This is a genomic window from uncultured Sphingomonas sp. (assembly GCF_964237155.1).
Lineage (GTDB): Bacteria > Pseudomonadota > Alphaproteobacteria > Sphingomonadales > Sphingomonadaceae > Sphingomonas.
On the sequence record NZ_CAXSHH010000004.1, the window covers coordinates 62,173 to 84,144 of the forward strand.

The 21,972-nt window shown below is 67.3% G+C and carries 23 protein-coding genes, 1 tRNA gene and 1 pseudogene; 4 read left to right on the plus strand and 21 right to left on the minus strand.

The window, feature by feature from the left end; all coding sequences use genetic code 11:
* Positions 1-122: 122 nt before the first annotated feature.
* Entirely contained in the window at positions 123-398 is a 276-nt protein-coding gene (locus ACFE71_RS02030) for a hypothetical protein (protein ID WP_375427147.1), read from the plus strand.
* Between the two features lie 176 nt (positions 399-574).
* Positions 575-1,957, plus strand: coding sequence for a sugar transferase (locus ACFE71_RS02035; protein ID WP_375427148.1), 1,383 nt, complete (start codon positions 575-577; stop codon positions 1,955-1,957).
* A gap of 132 nt (positions 1,958-2,089) precedes the next feature.
* Here ACFE71_RS02035 and ACFE71_RS02040 read toward each other — a convergent pair whose 3' ends face one another.
* Complete coding sequence (locus ACFE71_RS02040) at positions 2,090-2,428, minus strand: hypothetical protein (protein ID WP_375427149.1); 339 nt, start codon at positions 2,426-2,428, stop codon at positions 2,090-2,092.
* A 486-nt stretch (positions 2,429-2,914) separates the two neighbouring features.
* On the opposite strand from ACFE71_RS02040, the gene ACFE71_RS02045 reads away from it, so the two are divergent.
* Positions 2,915-4,216 carry a UDP-glucose dehydrogenase family protein gene (locus ACFE71_RS02045; protein ID WP_375427150.1) on the plus strand — a complete coding sequence of 434 codons (1,302 nt, stop codon included), beginning with the start codon at positions 2,915-2,917 and terminating at the stop codon, positions 4,214-4,216.
* 2 nt (positions 4,217-4,218) lie between these two features.
* The gene (locus ACFE71_RS02050) at positions 4,219-5,211 is read left to right on the plus strand and encodes an SDR family NAD(P)-dependent oxidoreductase (RefSeq protein ID WP_375427151.1); all 993 of its coding nucleotides are present in this window, start codon (positions 4,219-4,221) and stop codon (positions 5,209-5,211) included.
* A gap of 22 nt (positions 5,212-5,233) precedes the next feature.
* On the opposite strand, the gene ACFE71_RS02055 is transcribed toward ACFE71_RS02050, so the two are convergent.
* The 20 genes and pseudogenes from ACFE71_RS02055 to nusB all read right to left on the minus strand — a co-directional run bounded on the left by ACFE71_RS02055 (position 5,234) and on the right by nusB (position 21,662).
* Positions 5,234-6,901 (minus strand): TolC family outer membrane protein, encoded by a 1,668-nt coding sequence (locus ACFE71_RS02055; protein ID WP_375427152.1) that lies wholly within the window; start codon positions 6,899-6,901, stop codon positions 5,234-5,236.
* A gap of 29 nt (positions 6,902-6,930) precedes the next feature.
* A complete protein-coding gene (locus ACFE71_RS02060) occupies positions 6,931-8,277 on the minus strand; it encodes an HlyD family type I secretion periplasmic adaptor subunit (RefSeq protein ID WP_375427153.1) in 1,347 nt (448 codons plus the stop codon).
* Positions 8,278-8,292: 15 nt separating this feature from the next.
* Positions 8,293-10,068 carry a type I secretion system permease/ATPase gene (locus tag ACFE71_RS02065; protein ID WP_375427154.1) on the minus strand — a complete coding sequence of 592 codons (1,776 nt, stop codon included), beginning with the start codon at positions 10,066-10,068 and terminating at the stop codon, positions 8,293-8,295.
* Positions 10,069-10,235: 167 nt separating this feature from the next.
* A tRNA-Phe gene (locus tag ACFE71_RS02070) sits at positions 10,236-10,307 on the minus strand.
* 31 nt (positions 10,308-10,338) lie between these two features.
* A complete protein-coding gene (locus tag ACFE71_RS02075) occupies positions 10,339-10,524 on the minus strand; it encodes a DNA gyrase inhibitor YacG (protein WP_375427155.1) in 186 nt (61 codons plus the stop codon).
* Complete coding sequence (locus ACFE71_RS02080; protein ID WP_375427156.1) at positions 10,521-11,453, minus strand: ribonuclease; 933 nt, start codon at positions 11,451-11,453, stop codon at positions 10,521-10,523. The genes ACFE71_RS02075 and ACFE71_RS02080 overlap by 4 nt, the downstream gene beginning before the upstream one ends.
* Positions 11,446-12,015, minus strand: a complete 570-nt coding sequence (locus ACFE71_RS02085) for a Maf family protein (protein WP_375427157.1) — start codon at positions 12,013-12,015, stop codon at positions 11,446-11,448. The genes ACFE71_RS02080 and ACFE71_RS02085 overlap by 8 nt, the downstream gene beginning before the upstream one ends.
* Before the next feature lie 111 nt (positions 12,016-12,126).
* On the minus strand, positions 12,127-12,345 hold the full coding sequence (gene infA, locus ACFE71_RS02090; protein ID WP_375401886.1) for a translation initiation factor IF-1: 219 nt from the start codon (positions 12,343-12,345) through the stop codon (positions 12,127-12,129).
* 223 nt (positions 12,346-12,568) lie between these two features.
* The gene (locus ACFE71_RS02095) at positions 12,569-13,030 is read right to left on the minus strand and encodes a hypothetical protein (protein WP_375427158.1); all 462 of its coding nucleotides are present in this window, start codon (positions 13,028-13,030) and stop codon (positions 12,569-12,571) included.
* 39 nt (positions 13,031-13,069) lie between these two features.
* Positions 13,070-13,621 carry a type IIL restriction-modification enzyme MmeI gene (locus tag ACFE71_RS02100; RefSeq protein WP_375427170.1) on the minus strand — a complete coding sequence of 184 codons (552 nt, stop codon included), beginning with the start codon at positions 13,619-13,621 and terminating at the stop codon, positions 13,070-13,072.
* A complete protein-coding gene (locus tag ACFE71_RS02105; protein ID WP_375427159.1) occupies positions 13,515-14,726 on the minus strand; it encodes a DNA methyltransferase in 1,212 nt (403 codons plus the stop codon). Before ACFE71_RS02105 ends, ACFE71_RS02100 begins: the two co-directional genes overlap by 107 nt.
* A 152-nt stretch (positions 14,727-14,878) precedes the next feature.
* A complete protein-coding gene (locus ACFE71_RS02110; RefSeq protein ID WP_375427160.1) occupies positions 14,879-15,823 on the minus strand; it encodes a type I restriction enzyme HsdR N-terminal domain-containing protein in 945 nt (314 codons plus the stop codon).
* Between the two features lie 211 nt (positions 15,824-16,034).
* Positions 16,035-16,223, minus strand: a pseudogene (locus ACFE71_RS02115) (type II toxin-antitoxin system RelE/ParE family toxin); the annotation flags it as partial.
* Positions 16,224-16,322: 99 nt separating this feature from the next.
* A complete protein-coding gene (locus ACFE71_RS02120; RefSeq protein ID WP_375427161.1) occupies positions 16,323-16,571 on the minus strand; it encodes a type II toxin-antitoxin system ParD family antitoxin in 249 nt (82 codons plus the stop codon).
* 163 nt (positions 16,572-16,734) lie between these two features.
* On the minus strand, positions 16,735-18,906 hold the full coding sequence (locus ACFE71_RS02125) for a sodium-translocating pyrophosphatase (RefSeq protein WP_375427162.1): 2,172 nt from the start codon (positions 18,904-18,906) through the stop codon (positions 16,735-16,737).
* 64 nt (positions 18,907-18,970) lie between these two features.
* Positions 18,971-19,894, minus strand: a complete 924-nt coding sequence (thiL, locus tag ACFE71_RS02130; RefSeq protein ID WP_375427163.1) for a thiamine-phosphate kinase — start codon at positions 19,892-19,894, stop codon at positions 18,971-18,973.
* Positions 19,895-19,960: 66 nt separating this feature from the next.
* Positions 19,961-20,320, minus strand: coding sequence for a hypothetical protein (locus ACFE71_RS02135; protein ID WP_375427164.1), 360 nt, complete (start codon positions 20,318-20,320; stop codon positions 19,961-19,963).
* Between the two features lie 316 nt (positions 20,321-20,636).
* Entirely contained in the window at positions 20,637-20,888 is a 252-nt protein-coding gene (locus ACFE71_RS02140) for a hypothetical protein (protein WP_375427165.1), read from the minus strand.
* Between the two features lie 142 nt (positions 20,889-21,030).
* Positions 21,031-21,207 carry a DUF4169 family protein gene (locus ACFE71_RS02145; protein WP_375427166.1) on the minus strand — a complete coding sequence of 59 codons (177 nt, stop codon included), beginning with the start codon at positions 21,205-21,207 and terminating at the stop codon, positions 21,031-21,033.
* A 2-nt stretch (positions 21,208-21,209) separates the two neighbouring features.
* Positions 21,210-21,662, minus strand: coding sequence for a transcription antitermination factor NusB (nusB, locus tag ACFE71_RS02150; protein ID WP_375427167.1), 453 nt, complete (start codon positions 21,660-21,662; stop codon positions 21,210-21,212).
* Between the last annotated feature and the right edge of the window lie 310 nt (positions 21,663-21,972).

A 21,972-nucleotide genomic window follows, 5' to 3' on the forward strand; every position in this document is an offset into this window, starting at 1 on the left:
CGCGATCGAACCCGACGCAACCACGGGCACCGAGGTCGGCTCAGGTGCGAGATCGCCCGTCGGCGTTAAGGTTTTTGCAAGAAGTCGAGGGCATGAGCCTCTTTCAAAGGGGTTCCTGCATCATGTCCCAAGCCAAGCGCGTCAGAGCCGACATCGGCACCGATACGTCCTCGCCGCGCGCGTTCGGTGATCACGGCTACGCTGCGGGAGGGGAGATCGCCCAGCTGCAGGCGGACCTCGCCCGACGGTTGTCGAGCGACGGTCTTCCGCGAAATCTCATCGACCCTTCGATCCTGCCGATGGAGCGAACCGTGCGGTTCCTCTCCGTCGCCGGAGGTTATACATTGCTGACGACGGGATACATCGCCGTGGCTACCCTCGTTCTTCGCTACGTGTGAAGGCCGTCCCTACAGCGGTCGATCGGGGCGGGGCATCCGCGCCACCGCCCATAAGGTAACTCCATCGCGAATGCGGGTGTTCGGGCGGTGATTTCGCGCCTGACAGGGCGGCACGAATGTGGCAATGCAAAACGATTGGTCCGTTTGCGGCGATCGGGGGACCGGGGATGAGTCGCGTGTCCGTATCGTCCGATGCCAATCACTTGGGTGCGACACCGGCGATCGCGTCGCCTTCCTCTCGTCAAGCGGTCCGCTACCGATATCATGCCGGGCTGGTAGTGGCCGATGCCGCGGCGCTCTTCTTCTCGTTCGCCGTAGCCGGCCTTTTCAGAACGACGGGCACCGTCGGAAGCGGGTTCACGCTGGGCCTTCTGCTGATGCCCGTGACTCTCCTTCTTGCGTTGAATAACGGATCATACAGCTACAAGGCGCTGGCCGACTGGCGTTACGGCCTCGGCCGGATCGTGGTGGCGTCCGTTCAGTCGTTGGTCCTGGTGCTCGTGGTCGCCTTCACGGTGCAATCGTCGGAACAGTTCTCGCGATTGGTGATCGGTGTCGGACTGGCACTGACGCCGATTACTTTGACGTTCAATCGTTGGATGCTGCATCGCCGCACGCGCAGGTGGCGGCATGGTCTGCTTACCAACTTGGTCATCATCGACCGCTGCTCGGTGCAGATGCCCGACGGCGTGCAAGTGGTGGATGCGGACCTCGCCGGCTTGCGGCCCGATCCTCGGGACCCGATGATGCTCAATCGATTAGGGCTGGTGGTTCGCGGTGCCGATTTCGTCCTCGTCTGTTGCCGGGTGGAGGATCGCACCGGCTGGGCGCACCTGCTGAAAGGCACGGACGTCGCGTCGCATGTGCTGATCCCGGAATTCGATTCGCTCGGCGGAACGACGGTCGGGCGTTTCCACGGACACGCGACCATGCAGGTGTCGACCGGCGTGCTGGACCTGCGGGAACGCTTTCAAAAGCGCATATTGGACTTGGCGGTGACCGTGCCGGCGATCATCGTGCTGACGCCGCTGCTGCTGGTGGTCGCGCTGGCGATCAAACTGGATACGCGCGGTCCCATACTGTTTCGCCAAGAGCGGCTAGGTCGCGGCAACCGGTTGTTCGAGCTCTACAAGTTTCGATCCATGCACGATCGCGACCGCGATGCGCATGGCGGCACGTCTACCCGGCGCGGTGACGTCCGCGTGACGCGCGTGGGCCGGTTCATTCGCGCGACGAGCATCGACGAGCTGCCCCAACTGTTCAACGTCCTGTCGGGCGATATGAGTCTCGTCGGACCCCGCCCGCACGCCCTGGGCTCACTCGCCGGTCTCGAGCTGTTCTGGGACGTCGACCAGCGCTATTGGCACCGTCACGCTTTAAAGCCGGGTATCACCGGATTGGCCCAGGTTCGCGGCTTCCGAGGTGCGACGCTTGAGCGGGACGATCTGATTCACCGTCTTCAATCGGATCTGGATTATTTCGAGCAATGGTCGATCTGGCGCGACGTTAACATCCTTCTATCCACGTTTAAGGTCATCGTGCACCGCAACGCCTTTTAGGCGAAGCGACCCGCGGCGGACCGCCACGGCTTCGTCGGGCAACCTCGATATTCCGGTTGCCGTGGCAATGAAGGGATGAGCCTGACGCCGCTCGAACGAAGATATTGCGAAAGCGTTCGAGTCGGCTCGAGGTTATTTGGCCTGCTTGGCGGCCGCCTCCATTTGCCCTTCCGCCACTCCTGCCCGCGCCGCGCAGGCACGCATGATCGGAGCGGCTTGCGAGGTAGGCATACCGCTGCCGTAGCGTCGTATGGCGGCGATCAAAGCGGGCCGCGCGATCCGGCCATCGAGACGCCCAAGGTAGAAGGCACCCGTGAGCGCGGACGCACGACGGGAGTTCTCCGCCTTGGCGGCTCGGGCAAAGCCGGTACTCAGCAGGAAACAGCGAACATCGTCATCGGTGGATTGCGCCTGCACGGGCACCGACATGAAGGCGAGGATACCACCAATCACAATGTGTGCGGACTTCATCAACATCCCTCTCCCTGACAATCGGTCGATCCATAACACGAAACCATGGCCGACTTGGCGCGGAAATCACCGGTGCCGGCGCGGAACAGCGGATGCGGATAGCGGAAGGTATGGACGGCTAAGCCGGTCGTTCTTTGCAAGGATGACGGACTCGGGTCCGGCCATGTCTAAAAAGGGTAGCGTATCGGGTAATACGAGATGGTGGCGGGATCATTTGCTCGGGGCGAGCCATGCCCATTCATTGTGATGAGTCGTTGGATCGCGATCGCCATCGCACGATGTCGGGTTAGGACAGGTCACAAAGCGGCGGCGTACCGCGACCCGTGACGGCTGCTCCACCCAAGCTTTCACCTCCGCCGTTCTTATTCCGTTCCGGACATGACGCCGAGCATCATGCCGAAAGCGTGTTCGCTGATCGCTTGCCAACTTCGGCTCCGCCCGCTTAGTCGCGGGTCCAGAACGTCGGCCGATCAAGGAAACTTCAAAGTGCGCATCACCATGATCGGATCGGGCTATGTAGGGCTGGTTTCGGGGGCGTGTTTCGCCGATTTCGGCCATCAGGTCTGCTGCGTCGACAAGGACGCATCGAAGATCGACCGGCTGCTCTCCGGCAAGATGCCGATCTACGAGCCGGGGTTGGAGGAGCTGGTCGGGCGCAACGTCGCCGCCGAACGGCTGCGCTTCACGACCGACCTTCGCGACGGCGTGGATGGCGCGGACGCGATCTTCATCGCGGTGGGGACGCCGTCCAGGCGTGGGGACGGGCACGCCGACCTGTCCTACGTTCACACCGCCGCCAAGGAGATCGGCGAGGCGATCTCCGGTTACACGGTGGTGGTGACGAAATCGACGGTGCCGGTCGGCACGGGCGATGAGGTGGAGCGCATCATTCGCGAGGCCAATCCGACGGCCGAGTTCGGTGTCGTGTCTAACCCGGAGTTCCTGCGCGAGGGCGCAGCGATCGAGGATTTCAAGCGACCCGACCGCATCGTCATTGGGTCGGGGGACACGCGCGCGACGGAGGTCATGCGCCGGGTCTATCGCCCGTTGTCGCTGAACGCCGCGCCGATCCTAGTCACGGGCCGCCGGACCGCCGAGCTGATCAAGTACGCGGGCAACGCGTTCCTGGCGACCAAGATCACCTTCATCAACGAGATGGCCGACCTGTGCGAAAAGGTTGGCGCGGATGTCCAGGACGTGTCGCGCGGGATCGGGCTCGACAACCGCATCGGTAGGAAGTTCCTCCATGCTGGTCCCGGCTATGGCGGATCATGCTTCCCCAAGGACACGCTGGCGCTGTTGAAGACCAGCCAGGATTACAACGCGCCGCAACGGATCGTCGAGGCGGTGGTCGCGGTCAACGACAACCGCAAGCGCGCGATGGGCCGCAAGATCATCGCCGCCATGGGCGGCGACGTGCGCGGCAAGACGGTCGCCGTACTGGGGCTGACATTCAAGCCGAACACCGACGACATGCGCGACTCGCCCGCGATCGCGGTGATCCAGACGCTCCAGGATGCGGGCGCGACCGTGAAGGCGTACGATCCCCAGGGGCAGGAGCAGGCCAGGTCGATGCTTCCGGCCGTCATATATTGTGACGGGCCCTACCAAACGATCGAGGGCGCGGACGCGCTCGCCATCGTGACCGAGTGGGACGCGTTCCGCGCGCTCGACTTCACGCGCGTGAAGTCGCTCCTGAAATCACCGGTGCTGGTCGACCTTCGCAATATCTACAACCGGGCGGAGGTCGAGGCGGCGGGCTTCAGCTACACGGGCGTCGGGCGCTGACGATGGCGGTAGGCGGGCGCGCCGACCCCGTGCTGGTCACTGGCGCGGCCGGGTTCATCGGCCATGCCGTCGCGCACCGGTTGCTGGAGCGCGGCGAACGGGTGATCGGCGTCGATATCGTCAACGATTATTATGATCCGGCGCTCAAAGAGGCGCGGCTGTCGATGTTGAGCAATCGCGCCGGGTTCACGTTCGAGCGCGCCGACATCGCCGATGCCGCCCGGATAGCGCAGATCGTCAAGCAGGCCGGGGTGAAGCGCATCGTCCACCTCGCGGCCCAGGCGGGGGTGCGGTACAGCCTGGAGAACCCGTTCGCCTACCAGCGGTCGAACCTGCAGGGGCACCTGTCGATGCTGGAGGCGAGCCGTCACGCGGTGGGTTTCGAGCACCTGGTCTACGCCTCCTCGAGCTCGGTCTATGGCGACAAGCCGATGGGGGGCGAGGGCCTCGGCGAGGACGAGGCGGCGTCCTCTCCGGCGTCGCTCTATGCCGCGACCAAGCGGTCGGGCGAGCTGATGAGCCACAGCTATTCCCACCTGTACCGGTTTCCGCAAACAGGACTGCGCTTCTTCACCGTCTATGGCCCGTGGGGGCGGCCCGATATGGCGATTTTCGACTTCACGCGGAAGATCCTCTCCGGCCAGCCGATCGAAGTATATGGCGGGGGCCGGATGGCGCGCGACTTCACCTATATCGACGACGTCGTCGACGGGGTTATAGGGGCGCTGTACCGTCCGCCCGGGGATGGCGGGCACCGGGTGCTCAACATCGGCAACAGCCACCCGGTCGGGTTAATGGACATGATCCGGTCCCTCGAGCGCGCGCTGGGTCGCGAGGCAGACAAGATCATGCGGCCGATGCAGCCGGGCGACGTAACCGCGACCTTCGCCGACGTGTCCCGCCTCAAAGCGCTGACCGGTTACCGGCCTCGAGTGATGCTCGAGGAAGGGATCACGCGCTTCGTGGAATGGTACCAAGACTTTTATCGCCCGTGATTGGCGGACGTACGCCGATCCTTCAACGCGAGGGCGAGCGCGCCGGAAAGGCCGGCGGCGTGAATATGGGGCGGGGCGGGGGTTGCCGGGTCAGCGGGACCGCCCCGTCATTCGACAGCGGACCGGACGGATCCCTGATCGGCCGGTCGGTCGTCACGTCGCGCGAGGTCAGGCCGTCGAGCCCCGCCAGCGCGGGCGTCAGCAGCGGAATGTCGCCACTCCGCGCCACCCGCTCGAAATTGCCGATCGGATCGTAGGACCGGATATCGGGGACGAGCAGCGGGGCCTCCAGCCGGCCGATCGTGGCGAGTAGCTGCGCGCGCGCCACATATTCGTTGGCCTCCGCGGCGATGAAGTTGGAGCGGACGTTCAAAAGGTCGCGCGCGAGGTCGAGCACGTCGAGCGTGGTGCGCGCGCCGGCGCGCTCCTGCTCCAGTGCGCCCTCAAAGGCCCGTCTGGCCGCCTCGCTCGCGCGGGCGTAGTGCTCGAGCGACGCCCGCGACGCGGTGAGCTGGTTCCAGCTGGACGATACCGCCTCGCGCGTGTCGCGGTGCGCCTGGTCGATCAGACGCCAGTCGGCGTCGTTTGCCTCCTTGGCCGCGCGCAGCTGCGAGTCGCGCAGGTTGGAGTCGATCAGCGGCTGGGTCAGCGTGACGCCGGCGCCCAGGTTGGTGGTGCGCAGATTATCCGAATAAGGCGACACGCTGCCGTATGCGGCCGTTCCGCGCAGATCGACCCGAGGCCCCATCTCGGCGCGCGCGGCCTCGATGCCCGCGCGCGAGATCTTCTCGCGCGCCTGGGCCGCGCGGACCAGCGGGCTGTTCACCTCGGCATAGGCATAAGCCCCAGCGATATCGGGCGAGGCGATCGGGAGCGGCGCGGGTTCGGCAAGCGTGGTTCCGGCGGGCGCGCCGACCGAGCTCAGGAACTGGCCGCGCGTGATGCCGAGCTGCCCTCGCGCCTGAAGCAGCTGCGCGCGGCCGAGCTCGACGCGCGTCTCGATCTGCTGGAGGTCGGAGGAGGTGATCTCGCGGACGCGGAAACGCTCGGCGCTGTCGGTATACTGACGGACGAGGAGGTCCAGGTTCTCCTGGGAGATCTGGACGGAAAGCATATCGCGCTGGACCGAGACGAACGCGCTGACGACATCGAGCAGCACCTGCGCCTCCGTAAGCCGGAGCGAATCGCGGCCGAGCAGGATCTGCGCGCGCGCGCCGTTCTCGCGCGCTCGATTGCGTCCGAAGGTGTAGAGCGGCTGGTTGAGGATCAGCGCGGCGGTGTTGGAAAAGCCCTGGTTGCCGCGAAAGCGGTTCGGCACCAGTTCCGCGCGGTCGCGCTGATAACCCTGGTTCACCTGGAGGTCGAGCGTCGGGCCGTAGGCGGAGCGGGCGATCGGCAGCTGGTTGTCGGTGGAGCGCAGATTGGCGCGTTCCGCCAGCAGCTGCGGGTTCGACCAATAGGCGACCGCGATCGCGTCGCGTAGCGTGGTCACAGCCTGGGCGGGCGGGCGCGCCGTGACGGCGGCATCGGCGCCGTAGGGAAAGCTCGGCTTATAGGCGGGCAGGCGCGCGTCGCGGCCCGGCGGCGCAGGGGGAACGGGAGTCGGCGCTTCCTGCGCCGCCAGCCCGGTCATCATCAACATGGCGCATGACGCCGCCAGCGCCGCCCGGCGCGAAATCGACCCGATCACTCCATCCCCCCTTAACCCTGTCTCGATCTTCAGCCGTCGTTGAACGATCGCGCGAACTGGTCGCGCAACGGCTTGGTGATGTAGCTCAGCATCGATCGGTCGCCCGTCTCGATATATACCTCGGCCGGCATTCCGGCGACAAGCTTCATCTGTTTCTCGCGCGACAGCGCCCGCTCGTCGATCCGGACGCGCACCGCATAGAAGCTCGCTTGCGTCTCCTGCTGCGTCGTGCGCTCGGGCGCCACGACCGCGACGCTGCCCTCGATCTCGGGCGTCGCGGTCGAGCTGAAGGCCGTGAAGCGGATGCGCGCGCGCTGGCCCGACTGAATCTGGTCGATGTCGGCCGGGCTGACCGACGTCTCGACCACCATGCGGTCGCCGTCCGGCACGATCTCCATGATCGTCTCCGCCGGGCGGATCACGTCGCCGATCGTCGCGAAGGCGACCTTGTCGACCGCCCCCGAATAGGGCGCGCGGATGACCGAGCGATCGAACGTATCGCCCGCCGAGACCGAGCGAACCTGCTGCTGGTTCAGGGTCGCGTTGACCTGGGCGAGCTGCGTACCAGCCTCCGACCGGCGCGTGTCGCTCAGCTGGAGCATCTGCTCGCGCGCCTCGGTGATCCGCGCTTCCGTCTGCGCGATCTGGGCCCGGAGCGCGCCGATGTTGCCCTGGAAATCGACCTGGGTGCGCTCGAGCTGATTGAGGCGGCTGATCGTGACCAGGTCCTTGTCCCACAACTCCTTGACCCCCTTTCGCTCGGGTTCGATCAAGGCGGTCTGCTTCTGCAGCGCGTCGATCTGCGAGCGGTAGCCCGCGATCTGCTGGCCGTATTGGCGGACGCGCGCGTCGAGCTGCGCGCGCATCCCCGCCTGCTCGACACGGCGGAGCGCGAACAGCTTCTGCTCGTCGGCGATCGCTTTTCGCGCGCCCTCGTCGGTGTTCGCCCGCAATTCCGGCGGCAAGGCCATGCCGGCCACGCCCAGCCGTTCCGCCTCCAGCCGCGCGCGTTGCGCGAGCAGCTGGTCGACCGACAGGCCCGACAGCTGCGCGTCCGCGCCCGTTACGGTGTCGTCCAGGCGCATCAGTATGTCGCCTTTCCTGACCCGATCGCCGTTCTTGACGTAGATGGCCGAGATGATGCCGCCCGTAGGGTGCGCGATGCGCTTCACGCGCGACTCGACGCCGACCTGGCCGCTGCCAACCACCGCGCCGCCCATCGGCACGAACGCCGCCGCGGCACCCAGGCCGAACACCAGGATCGCGATGGCGATGAGGGACAGGCGCAGCTTGGACTTGATGTTGTGGTCGGGGTCGTAGGGCGCGATGCCGTAGCGGGATCGGTCGCCGAGCAACGCGGGAAGGTTGGTGGCCATGGGGGGTACCTTAATCTACGCCGCAGCCGCGTCGCCGGCCGCCTGGGGCCGGTTGGGGTTGCGTAACGGGACGGGCTTGGACGTGATCTTCTCGAGCACCTCGTCGCGGGGGCCGAACGCCTCGATCCGGCCGTCGCGCATGAAGCACACATGGCTGACCTGGGCGAGGGCCGAGGGGCGATGCGCGATCAGCACCGCGATCCCGCCGCGGTCGCGGATGGCGCGCACCGCGCCCTCGAGCGCGACCTCGCCCGCCGCGTCGAGGTTGGAGTTGGGCTCGTCGAGGAGCACCAGGAACGGGTCCTTGTAGAGCGCGCGGGCGAGGCCGATCCGCTGGCGCTGGCCGGCGGACAGCTGGGACCCGTCGGAGCCGACGGAGGTATCGTACCCTTGCGGCAGTTGCACGATCATCTCGTGGACGCCCGCGACCTCCGACGCGGCGATGACCGCCGCCGAGTCGGGCTCGGGATCGAAGCGCGCGATATTCTCGGCGACGGTCCCGTCGAGCAGCTCGACCGTCTGCGGCAGATAGCCGATGAACTCCCCCAACGCGTCCGGGTGCCATTGGTCGAGCGTCGCGCCGTCGAGCCTGACCGCGCCGCGCGCCGGCCGCCACACGCCGATCAGCGCGCGGCCGAGCGAGGTCTTGCCCGCCGCGCTCGCGCCGACGACGCCGAGCGCGTCGCCCGCGGACAGCTTGAAATCGGCGTTCTGGACGGTGACCCGCTGCGTGCCGGGCGGCACGACGACGAGGCCCTGGACGGCGAGCTCGGCCTTGGGGCGGGGCAGGATCGTCATGACCGCCTGCTCGCCGGGGATGCGGTCCAGTAGGTCGCTGATCCGCTTCCAGCCGATCCGCGCCGCGGTGAAGCCGCGCCAGTTGGCGATGGCGGAATCGACGGGGGCGAGCGCGCGGCCGGCCAGGATCGACGAGGCGAAGATCACGCCGCCGCTCGCCCTGCCGTCGATCACCAGGATCGCGCCGACCGTCAGGATCAGCGACTGGAGCAGCAGCCGAAAGATCTTGCTGGTGCCGCCGAGCACGCCGACGGTGCGCGCCATGCGGTCGTTCGCGCCGAGATATAGGTTGTTCACCTCGCTCCAGCGTTCCTGCATCCGGCTGCGCATGCCCAGCGCGGTCAGGAGTTCGACATGGCGCAGGTTGCTGTCGGCCATGCCGTTACGCATCGCCGCGACCTGCGAGACTTGGCCCATCGGCTCGCGCGTGCGGCGGTCGGTGATCCAGGTCAGCGTGATGAGGATCAGCGCGCCGACCAGCGCGGTGACGCCGAGCCAGACATGCAGAAGGAACAGGATCGCGAGGAAGAACAGGATCCAGGGCAGGTCGATCAACGCCGATGGACCCGGTCCGCCCAGGAAGCCGCGTACCTGATCGAGGTCGCGCATCGCGGTCAGCCCGTCGCCGGGCATCCGTCCGCCGCGCAACGAAGCCTCCGAGATGGCGAGCTGGACACGCCGCGACAGCTGACGATCGAGCCCGGAGGCGACGTCGGACAGGATGCGCTGGCGCATGGTGTCGAACAGTCCCTGGAACGCGTAGACCACGACGATCATCGCCAGCAGGCCGTACAGGGTCGGCAGGCTGTGGCTCGGCAGCACCGAGTCGTAGACGAGCATCATATAGATGGATCCGCCCAGCAGCAGCACGTTCAGCACGGCGCTCAGCACCGCGACCGTGATGAACGCGGTGCGATAGCGCGCCACCGCCGCGTGCAGCTCCGTTCGCGATGAAACTCCCGGGATCGACGCCACCAGTTCCCCTTTCGACATGCTCGTCTTTGCGGCGCTAATGGTTAATAATCTTGTCTGCTAGCGCCTGCCGGACCACCACGCCAGAATTAGAAGGCCGGGAGCAACGTCCGTTCGACGCGACGATGAAGCGCGTCGCATATGCAGGCCGCCGAAGCGGCCTAGTGACGCCATGGCCGGCTGGAAGGTGCCCAGGGGCGGATTTGAACCACCGACACGACGATTTTCAGTCGTCTGCTCTACCCCTGAGCTACCCGGGCCCGAACCGTTCCAACGATCGGAGCGGCGGCTTTAGTCACGCTCCGTCGGGCTGTCCAGTCCCGCCCCGCCGTTCGCCTCGTCCTCGTCCACCAGGGGGCGGCCGGGGATGCGATAGCCTTCGCCGAGCCATCGCAGCAGGTCGCGGTCACGGTGCGCGCGGCCGCAGAAGGGGCGGTAGTCGGGGTGGGCGGGCTTCTTGCACAAAGGGCAGGTCATGGCCGGTCCCATATAGGCGCGCGGCCCGTGCGGCGCACCAGTTCGGCGGTCCAGCCCTCCGCCTCGATGCGAGCCAGGGCCGCGGCGGGCAGGCGGTGGCGGGTGGGAGCGGTCGGCGGCTCGCGCTCGATCCGGCGAAGCGCGGCGCGGGCGGCGGCCCCGACGGGGTCGGCGCGGAGCAGTTCGGGGAGCGAGGCGCGGGGGCGGGGGCGGATGATCTGGAGGAAGCCGAAGCCGTTCACGGTCGTGCGTTCAAAGGGCGGGGGCAGCGCGGCGTCGATCGCGGCGGCGACGGCCTGACGCTCGGCCTTCCCGGACAGGGTCGGGAAGTCGATGCCGATCGAGCCGCCTATCGCCATTCGCCGGATCGCGGCGGCGGCGGCGCTCGCCCCGGCCAACGCCAGGGTGCCGAGCGGCGGGTCGCCGTCGATGTCGAACAACGTCATGGCGGGGGTGGGCGACATGCGGAGCGCACCGCCGGGAAAGGCGATCTCGCCGGTGGTCGCCTCGTCGAGCAGTTCGGACCAGCCCGCCTCCTCCAGCGCGTCGGGATGGTGGGGCAGGAGGTCGCGGACGGGGTGGGCGCCGGCGGCGATGCGGTCGCGGAGAGTTGGGCCGGGGGCGGCAACCTCGTCGGTCGGCGCGGCGCGGGGGAGCTTGGGGCGGCCGGGTTCGGGGATGACCTCGCGGACGATGCGGACGGTAAGCGCCGCGCCTTGCGTCAGGGCGAGGGGAACGGGGTGGAGCGTCGCCTCTCCGCCGCCGTCGAGCAGCACGCGGCCGGGGCGCGCCTCCAGCAGACGGGCGCGGGCCACCGTGCCGAGGCGGAGAGTGCCGGGCAGCTCGATCGCGGCCTCCGTGATGACGCCGTCCTCGACCAGCGCGGCGCGGTGCTCGCCGATGCCGGCCTCGAAAAGCCATTCAGGCAAGCGGCAGCCCGCTCGCGCGGAGGAGGGCGCGGGTCTCGAAGAGGGGGAGGCCCATCACGCCGGAATGCGAGCCGTGGATGAAGCGGACGAACGCCTCCGCGCGGCCCTGGATCGCATAGCCGCCAGCCTTGCCCAGGCCCTCGCCGCAATCGATGTAGGCGTCGACCTCCTGCATGGATAGCGGCTTGAAGGCGACGATCGTGTCGGCGAGGCGGGTGCGGACGGTGCCGTCGGGCGCGATGACGCAGACGGCCGACAGGCAGCGGTGGCGGCGGCCGGACAAGCGCCCGAGCAGGTCGCGCTGGATGTCGGCGGTGTCGGCTGGAGGCAGGATGCGGCGGCCGAGCGCGACCGTCGTGTCGCCCGCGAGGACGACCTCGTCCGGGGCGCGATCGACGGCGTGCGCCTTTTCGACCGCGACGCGGAGCGCATAGTCGCGAGGGAGCTCGCGCGGGCGCGGGGCCTCGTCGATCGCGGGCGCGACGACGCGGTGCGGGTCGATCCCGAGGCGGCGGACGAGGTCCAGGCGGCGGGGCGAGGTGGAGGCGAGGACGAAGTTCATGCTGTTCCGTCACTCATCTACGTCACCCCGGGCTCGACCCGGGGTCCCGCTTCGTCCCGCTGCCTGAAAGAAGAAGCGGGACCCCGGATCAAGTCCGGGGTGACGGGGAAATCATTTAAACCGGTAGGTGATCCGGCCCTTGGTCAGGTCGTACGGGGTGAGTTCGCACAGCACCTCGTCGCCGACGAGCACGCGGATGCGGTTCTTGCGCATCTTGCCCGCGGTGTGGCCGAGGACCTCGTGGTCGTTCTCGAGCTGGACGCGGAACATCGCGTTGGGGAGGAGCTCGACCACGCGGCCGCGCATTTCGAGGAGTTCTTCTTTCGCCAAGCAAGCTATCTTTCGGATCGGAGTTCGGCCGCGCCCTAGCGGACGGGGGCGGAAAATGGAAGTTCACTAAAGTTCACGCCAACGCGGGCGGGTTGGGCGGGGGTCACGTCACCCGAAGGTAACGAAGGTCACGCCAGTTCGGTAAGAGTGTTGCGCACCCCTGATATATTGTTTCGCGACCGTGTCCGGCTGAACATGGGAGGGCGAAGGCTGTCCGGCAATATCAAAGAGCGTGGCCTGGAAGCCAAGTCGGGTGGGACGGTGACTTGCGATTTCCAACATTGCAAGGGGGAGGGTGGCTGTTTCCGACGGAGGGGCGTCGCGGCTGAGCCGCGCCGTCGGTCGGGGCTTGGGCCCCGCCGGCCGGGCTTGCGCGAGTCATGCGCGCGGGGCCGCGCAAGCCGCGCTGCGCCTGATACTCCGGCCGTAACCATCTGACCTGCCCTTGCGCCTCCTCGGACGCGCGCTGGGCGTTGAGGGCGACGAGGCGCGCGACGATCTCGGCGGGCGGGAGCGGGGCGGCGCGCCATTCGTCGCCCCAGCCATAGGCGTCGGCGACCGCCCGGTCGAGATCGTCATGGAGCTTGGCCACGATCCGCGCGCGGGCGCGGACCGCGGCGGCGTCCCGGGCGGGCGGGAGCGTGTCGTCGCGAACGGCGGCGACGAGGTTGTAGAGGCCGGTCATGGTCAAGCTGGCGTCTTCGGCGAGCGCATCGCGACGGACCTAGTCCAGCTCCCCAGCGACGTCGGCAATGGCCGCGCGTTGAATAGGTGTAGGATCAGGAAAGGGGAACGGGTCAAAGACCAGCGACTTTGAATGACGGGAGCGGTCTTCAAGCGTGCCGCCCTGAAGCATGCTCCAGTCGGCGTGGATGTCCGACGAGAGCACTCCAAGGTGGAAAGCGTCATCGGAGGCGAGCGCTACGATCATGTTGTCGGACAAGATCGACGAGTCCAGAAAATGAAAGATGCGATGCTTCGACGTTTCGGTCGTAGCGATGTAGCGCGGCACCGTCGCGAGCACCGCGCGTAGTTCGGGACGCGACTTCCCGAATTGCCACCATGCGGCGAGGTACGCCTTCGCGTCGGCAGTGGCCGATCGCTCCACCTGTGCCGAGCGACCTTCGCGCACCGTCGGTAGCAGATGCTGATAGACCTCGGGAAAGCGGTCACGGACTTCCTTTTCCGCCAGCCCGAACAGGTCGATGACCATGACGCCGCGCGGGCGTTGGAGGAGGTCGCGGCCGTTGAGGTAGGGACGGATATGCGCCTCCAGCCCCGGGCGCCTGCCGAGCCCGAGCGCCTCGGCCTCGGCGGGGGGTAACGATGAAGCCGTCGCCGTGCAGTTTCACGCCCGGCGAACAGACGCCCTCGTTCGCCCGTAGCGGCACTACGGCGGTAACGTCAGTCCCGATGGTCAGGTCGGCGTTTATCCGGCCGCGCACTTCCTGCGTCGCAAGCCGGGGCAGGTCGGTGTCGAGCGCGTCCTCGTGGGTGATCTCCACCAATCGCCCCTCATGTTCGCCCACCTGCGCCACGGTCATGGCGATGCGGACGGCGGCGGGGCCCTTCTCGGCGCGCGGGCGGCGGCGACCGTCCGTGCGGGGCTGGGTGATCCAGGGGTGGTCGGGGACGGCGAAGACGAGGGAAAGGGGGTTCTTCTCCCTCTCCCCGTTGGGGAGAGGGTCGGGGAGAGGGGCTGTTCCGGGCGCGATGTTTGCCGGGGTTGCCGGGTTCACCGTCGGTGGGGCCGGTGCATTGGACAGCCCCTCTCCCCGGCCCTCTCCCCGAGGGGGAGAGGGAGAAGAAGGAGTGCTTCCTGCTTTCCCCAGGTGCCTCTCTATTACGCGGCGGCTGAAGACCTGGGTTATGCTGTTGGTGGTGACGAAGCCAAATCGCCGGAGCCGGGTGCCGGGCCGGGTCAGGATGTCAGCGGCGCGGTTCCACCAGTGCATCACGAGATCGGCGGACGGGGGCACGTCGGGGTTGGCCGCCCACAGCGCCTCGGCATAGCCGGGATACTCGGCCCCGAGCCGGGCGCGCAGGTCCTTGCCGCCGATGAAGGGCGGGTTGCCGACGATGAAGTCCGCCTCGGGCCAGTCGGGGCGGCGGGGGTTCTCGGTGTCGGGCGAGCCGTCCGCGCGACGGACCAGCACCGCGTCATAGCCGCCATGCGCGCCGCCGTTGATGTTGCTGAGCGTCGGCAGCACCGGATCGCCGATCGCGTCCGGGTGGTTGGCGAGGCGATGGCGGAGCCAGCCGATCCACAGCACCAGCTCTGCGATCACCGCCGCGCGCGGGTTGAGCTCGAGCCCGAGGAACTGGTTGGGGTGGATGCCGGGGGGAGAGCGCCCGCCCGGAGCCTTCGGCGAACTCGGCACTCCCGGCAAAGCTAATGCGGGACGGGAACGGAGGCGAGGGACAGATCGGGCGTTGACCGAGCCCGCGGCTCGCAGTGGATTAGAAGGTCGGCTTGGCGGTATCACGGCAACGCAGCTCCATCGCCGGACATATGCGACTGTATACGCCAGACTCAGCCCCCGCTTAGTTCCGCCAACCGCGCCGTGATCCGCGGCTCCAGCTTATAAAGCTCGGTCATCTCCTGAATCGCATGCCGCGTCTCCGTCTTGCCCTCGAACACGCCGACATAGCGCGTGGTCGGGCTGTTGAAGTGCAGCCGGGCCAGCGCCTTGCGATTATTATCGTCGAGAAGAATCGCGCAGTATGATTTTGAGTCGCGGATCACGATGCGCTTGGGGTCGACGTGACGCGCAGCGATCGCTTGGATGATGCGGAAGCCCGCAATCTCGTCTTCGGTGGTAATTACGCCGTCGCCTGCGTCCGACATATCGTCCGATTGTCCCTCATCAAGCACGGCGGGCTCGGGATTGGCGACGTGGAGAGCGGAGGTGAGGCGGTCGTTGACGCGGTCGCGCACCAGTTGGGCGATGGAAACGGTGATGAGTCCCGAGAACTGCTCGCGCACGGCGGCAGTGAGTTGGTTAGAGGTGACGCGCCGGGCGATAAGTTTGACGAACTCCTCCGAGGGCTGCGCGAACTCGCGGTCGAGCTCAATCCGGACCTGACTTTCGAGTTTAAGGCGGCCAGCCTCCGCAATGATGGCGCCTATGTCGAACTGCGCGCGGGTGAAACGCTCCAGCGTCGCGGGGTCCGAACGCTTAATGGTGTCGAGTGAGAAGATGAAGAACGGCTTCTCGTCCATTTTGTTAGGCTGTTCGGTGTCCGAATAGAACTGGTACACGACGCCGTTGGTCAGGATCGCCACGCGCGCGTTCGTGACTTGGAAATAGCGAAAGAGCTGACCGGCGTGCTTCAGGTCAAGATCGACGGAGGACGGCTTGCATTCAACGAGGATGTTGACGCGGCCGTCAGCGCAGAGCGCGTAGTCGACCTTCTCCGCCTTGCGGCCGTGAGTGTCCGCCGTGAATTCGGGGATTACCTCCGACGGGTTGAACACGTCGTAACCGAGCGCCTGAAAGAAGGGGAGGACGAGCGCGGTCTTAGCAGCCTCTTCCGTTAACAGCAGCTCGCGGTGCTAGGCGGTGCGCTTTTCGAGTTCGACGAGACGGGTGGCTAGGTCCATGTACGTGCTCCCCCTTTTGTTCTGCGCTGATGCTGGCTGGGGTCTAAAATGAAATCAAGCGCGGAATGCCGACTATAACTTTAGCTTAAATCGCGGTGGGGGTGGCGCGGGCGTGGTGGAGGATGCGGACGATCAGGACGTGATCGGACTCGACACGGTAGAAGATGTGTTGGCCGCGGTGATGGAGACGGCGCGTGGGCGGCGTGTAGCGAGTATCGACCGGCGCCATCTCGGGGAACTCGCGCAAGCGCTCGACCGCGGCATCCAAGCCCGCAAGGTACGTATCAGCGACTTCCCGGCCAAAGTGCTCCGCGCTGAATTGATGATGTCGCGATAGTCCGCGACGGCCAGGCGATTGAACGCCAGCGCCAGTTTAGGCATTCGCGCCGAAATACTTCGCTCTCACCTCGGCCATGATCTGCTCGCCCGGCCGCGGATCGACACCGGACGCGTCTCCCTCATCGAGCAGCGCCTGGATCCGGGTAATCTCCTCGGCCTCCTCCTGATCGCGGCGGGCGAGGTCGGCGAAGTAGGCGTCTACGCTTGGGGCCTTGCCGGCCTCGACCTGCGAACGGGCCCAGCCGAGTTCGGCTTCCGGGATGGAGAGGGCGACATGGATCATGAGCGGAAGCTATGGCGGCGGGGGTGGGTTGTCAAAGGAGGGGAGGAGGGGCGTCGCGGCAAAGCGGTGCCGTCGGTCGACATGTGCGGGAACGATCCCGCGCGGTCGCCGGGGCACCCCGCAAAGTAATACTTTGCGGGGTGCCCCTCGGCCGGGCGCTGCTTCAAGAGCCGCTCGCAGCAAGGGCTGCGACCAGCAGCAGCGCCACGATGTTGGTGATCTTGATCATCGGGTTCACCGCTGGACCCGCCGTATCCTTGTACGGATCGCCCACCGTGTCCCCCGTCACCGCCGCCTTGTGCGCTTCGGAACCCTTGCCGCCGTGATGGCCGTCCTCGATGTACTTCTTGGCGTTGTCCCACGCGCCGCCGCCCGACGTCATCGAGATAGCGACGAACAGCCCCGACACGATCACGCCGAGCAGCATCGCGCCGAGCGCCGCGAACCCCTGTTCGCGGCCGGCGACCGCGGCGATGATGAAATAGACCGCGATCGGGGAGAGGACGGGAAGGAGGGAGGGGACGATCATCTCCTTGATCGCGGCCTTCGTCACGATGTCGACGGTGTGGGCGTAGTTGGGGCGGCTGGTGCCCGCCATGATGCCCGGATCCTCGCGGAACTGGCGGCGGACATCCTCGACGACATGCCCCGCCGCGCGGCCGACCGCGGTCATGCCGAACGCGCCGAACAGGTACGGAAGCAACGCGCCCAAGAGCAGCCCGACGATGATGTACGGATTGTTGAGCGAGAAATTGACGGGCGCGGTCAGTCCCAGCTCGACCTTGAAGCGGTCGAGATCGGTCGTGTAGGCCCCGAACAGCACGAGCGCGGCGAGCGCGGCCGAGCCGATCGCGTACCCCTTGGTCACCGCCTTGGTCGTGTTGCCGACCGCGTCGAGCGCGTCGGTGCGGTGGCGGACGTCGTCGGGCAGCCCGGCCATCTCGGCGATGCCGCCGGCGTTGTCGGTGACGGGGCCGTACGCGTCGAGCGCGACGACCATGCCCGCGAGCGCGAGGAGCGAGGTGGCGGCGAAAGCGACGCCGATGATCCCCGCCAGCTGGAACGCCGCGATCACCGCGACGACGATGACGAGGGTCGGGAGCGCGGTCGATTCCAGGCTGATCGCCAGCCCCTGGATGACGTTGGTGCCGTGGCCGGTTTCCGACGCCTTGGCGACGGAGCGGACGGGGCGGTGGTCGGTGCCGGTGTAATATTCGGTGATCCAGACGAGCAGCCCGGTGACGGCGAGCCCGATCATCATCGACCAGAACAGGTCCCAGCCGGTGAAGGTCAGCCCGGCGTCGCGGGCCGCGCCCGTTTCGGAGCCGACTCCGCCCGAGGCGTCGAGGGTCGAGGTCGCGGCCGACGACACGATTTGGGCGAGGTCACCCAGCACGTAGGTGGTGGCGAGGTAGATGGCGGGGACGGCGAGGAGCGTGGTGGTCCAGAACCCCTTATAGAGCGCGCCCATGATCGAACCCTTGCCGAGCCGGACGGTGTAGGTACCGATGATCGAGGTGATGATGCAGACGCCGCCGACGAGGAGCGGGAGCGCCATCAGCTCGAACAACCGCTCGGCGTTGGGGACGAGGAGCGCGATCGAGACCATCGTCAGGCCGATGGTGACCACATACGTTTCGAACAGGTCGGCGGCCATGCCCGCGCAGTCGCCGACATTGTCGCCCACATTGTCCGCGATGACGGCGGGGTTGCGGGGGTCGTCCTCGGGGATGCCCGCCTCGACCTTGCCGACCAGGTCAGCGCCGACGTCGGCCGCCTTGGTGAAGATGCCGCCGCCCAGGCGCGCGAAGATGGAGATGAGTGACGCGCCGAAGGCGAGCGCGGTCAACGCCTCGATCACCTCGCGGTCGGCGGGGGCGTGACCCTGCACCTCGACCAGGTACCAGAAGATGCCGGCGATGGAGAGGAGGCCGAGGCCCGCCACCAGCATCCCCGTCACCGCGCCCGACCGGAACGCCGCCGTCAGCCCGCCCTGGAGCGAGGTGCGCGCGGCCTCGGCGGTGCGGACGTTGGCGCGCACCGAGATGTTCATGCCCACATAACCCGCCGCCGCCGACAGCACCGCGCCGATCAGGAAGCCCACCGTCGACAGCGTGCCGAGCGTCAGGAACAGGACCACCGCCACCGCCGCGCCGACCACCGCGATCGCGGTGTATTGGCGCGCGAGGTAGGCCTGCGCGCCCTCCTGTATGGCGCTCGCGATGTCCTGCATCCGCTCGTTGCCGGGCGAGAGCGCCAGGATCTGACGGCTGGTGACGACGCCGTAGAGCACGGCGAGGACGCCGCACGCCATGGCGATGTAGACGATGGTCATGCCTTCGGTCTTCCTTCCCTACCCACGCCCCGCTTTTGCATGGGGTCGCGCCAATGCGGGGAGGCTATGGTGCCGGGCGGACGGGCGCAAGAGGCGAGTGCTCGTAGCCGAGCATCCCGGGGAGGGGCAGCGGCTCGCCCGCGTCGTGGAGCGCCAGGCCGCGCCCCGGAGCGAAATCGCCGATCCGAGCGGCGGGCACGGGGGGAACATAGCCGGGCGGCGCGGCGAAAAGGAGCTGGTAGTCGTCGCCCGCGGTCGAGGCGAACAGGCGGGCGGCGCGCGCGTCGCTGCGGTGGGCGATGTAGGCGGGGGAGAGGGGGACGGCGGCGAGGTCGAGCGTGACGGCCAGGCCGCTCGCGTCCGCCATGCGGGCCGCGTCGAGCAGGAGGCCGTCGGACACGTCGCTCATCGCATGGACATGTCCGCCGAGGGCGCGACCCTCGACGAGACGGGGCGTCGAGCGGCGATAGGCCCGAAGGAGTTCGGGTGGGCCCGTTTCCCCGCGTGCGATGGCGAGCCCCGCCCCCGCGTCGCCGATCGGGCCGGTGACCCACAGCAGGTCTCCCGCTTGCGCCCCGGTCCGCGAGGGCGCGGCGGCATCGCGGCCGAGCGCGGTGAGGGTCAGGATGCGGAGAGCTCCGCGCGGCAGGGTGACGGTATCGCCGCCGATCACGGGGCAGGCATGCTCGCGCAGGGCGATGTCGAGGCCGTCGAAAAAGGCGCGGTCCCAGTCGGGATCGCTCAAGGGATAGTTGAGGAGCACGCCCTCGGGCGTCGCGCCCTTGGCGGCGAGGTCGGACAGGTTCACCGCCAACAGCTTCCACGCGACGTCGCCGGGCGGATCGGTCGGGAGGAAATGGACGCCCTCGACCAATGTGTCGGTCGTTAGGACGAGGCCGTTCACGATGGCGGCATCGTCCCGCAAGCCGCGCCCGCCGGGGTGAAGCGGCAGCGTGCGAAGGAGCGAGAGGAGGTCGGACTCGTTCACCGCGCCATCCATAGCGCGGGCGCAGCGGAAGGTCGCCGGTTTTGGATTGGGACGTTGTCCGAGCGGTTAGGTGGCGATCTCGCGCGAGGGACGCTTGCGCTCGCCCTCCAACGCGCTTTCGGCGAGGGACTGGAGTTCGGCCGTTACTTCCTTCCAACGGCTCGCCTCGATCAGCTCGGACGCGCTGCGGACCTCCAGATTGGCGATCCGCCGCAGCGCCGCCTCGCGCGCCGTCGTCGCGCCGCGCAGGCTCGTGACCTGCGCGCTCAGGTCGGCGATGAGCCGAGTGATCGACAGAAGGGTGCCGATCGTCGCTGCCGTCGTCTCCTCCGCTTCGTGGCCCTCGGTCGCCTGCTTCAACGCGGAAACAGCCTTCGACGCGGTTTCCAACAGTTTTGTAGGATCGATCTTCGTCGCGACGGTCATGGAGCCTCCGGGTAGCATCTGGACCCGGTATAACGTCCGCTGGTTAACACCGGGTTCGGACCGGATCCAGTTCGGAGAGCGACGACCGGCCAGCCGCGGAGCGGCAACAAGGTCTTGGCGACAGTGTTCATGTCGGTATTGTCGGTGCGGTCCAGGCATGCGTCACGCCTGCGATCGACATCTCAACTTGCTGGCGACCGCGTCCGACAGGTCGTCGGGAAGGTCAGCCCTGAATCTCGTACACACGAAATATCTCGTACACACGAAATCGGCATGAGACGCGGTCGCATCCTATGCCGATTGCGTCGTCGAATTCTTAGTTGCTGTCGGAGTCGTCGTCGTTCTGGATGGCGGCGATGACCACGATGGCCGCGACGCCGGCCGCGATGAGCAGGGCGAAGATGCCGCCCGTGCCGCCGGCGGCCTTGCTGTCCTTGGCGGTCGAGGAACCGGCGCGCACCGACTTCGAGACCGACAGGCTCGCCGCCGGGTTGGCGGAAGCCGCCATCGCGGGCGCGACGGTCATGCAGGACGCGGCGGCCGCGAGCAGATATTTGGCGATCTTCATTTCAGAAATTCCCTTTTTGAAACAGTCGTGGGATTAGCGGGCCTTCCAAAGCACGGCAAGCGTGAAAAAAGCGTGTATGCTGGCAAAGGTTTCGTGCCCCCCCCGCCAGGAGTACCCGGTGCCCTCGTCAGGTCAGCCCCGATCAGCGGTCGCGTTTGGCCCCGTCGAGCCCGTGGTCGCGGCGGGCGATCACGGCGCTGTCCGCCTGCTTCTGGGCACGGGTGCGGCCGTGGGCGGCGCGGTTCGCGGCGGCCTGGGCCTCGGCGGCGGTGCGGCCGATCGCCTTCCTGGCGCGGCGGAGGTTGACGACCTCGGCCATTGCTATTTCCGTACTTCCTTGGCGATCGCGTCGAGCAGGCCGTTGACGAAGCCCGCCTCGCGCCGGTCATAGAATGCGTGGGCGACGTCGACATACTCGCTGATCGCGACGCCCACGGGCACATCGGCGCGGGCGAGGAGTTCGTAGGTCCCGGCGCGCAGGATGGCCTTCATCGGCTTGTCGAGGCGGGGCAGCGTCCAGCCCTTCGATAGGTGGCGGGCGACTAGTTCGTCGATCTCGTCGGCGCGCGCGCGGGCGCCGCGGACGAGGTCGTCGAAGAAGTCGATGTCGGCCTCGGCATATTCGACCTCCTCGATCGTCGCGCCGATGCGGTGTTGGTGGAACTCGTGGAGCAGCGCGGTGGTGGCGGTGCCCTCCATCTCGTGCTGGTAGAGCGCCTGCACCGCCGCGAGCCGCGCGGCGGCGCGCGCCTTGGTACGGGCGGCTGTACGCATATTTAGACGGGTGTCGGGGACTGGCATGGAGGCGGGCATGTAGGGGTAAGCTGCGGAGTCGTCACCCCTTAGGGGTAAGGGTCAATAGGAACCGTTGCTAGCGTCAGGAGCGACTTCCTGCCCATCGCTAACCCGACGATCCTTCGACCTCCGTAAGGCGTCTCACTTGAAGGAGAGCGGAATGGGACTACTATCCAAGCTATTGGGGAAGCCACGTCAGCCCGATCTGACGTTCGCCGCCGACGGCTTCTACCCACTAGGCCTCGTGGACAAAGGTTGACGGCGTGATCGCTTGTTGATTCAAGGCTGC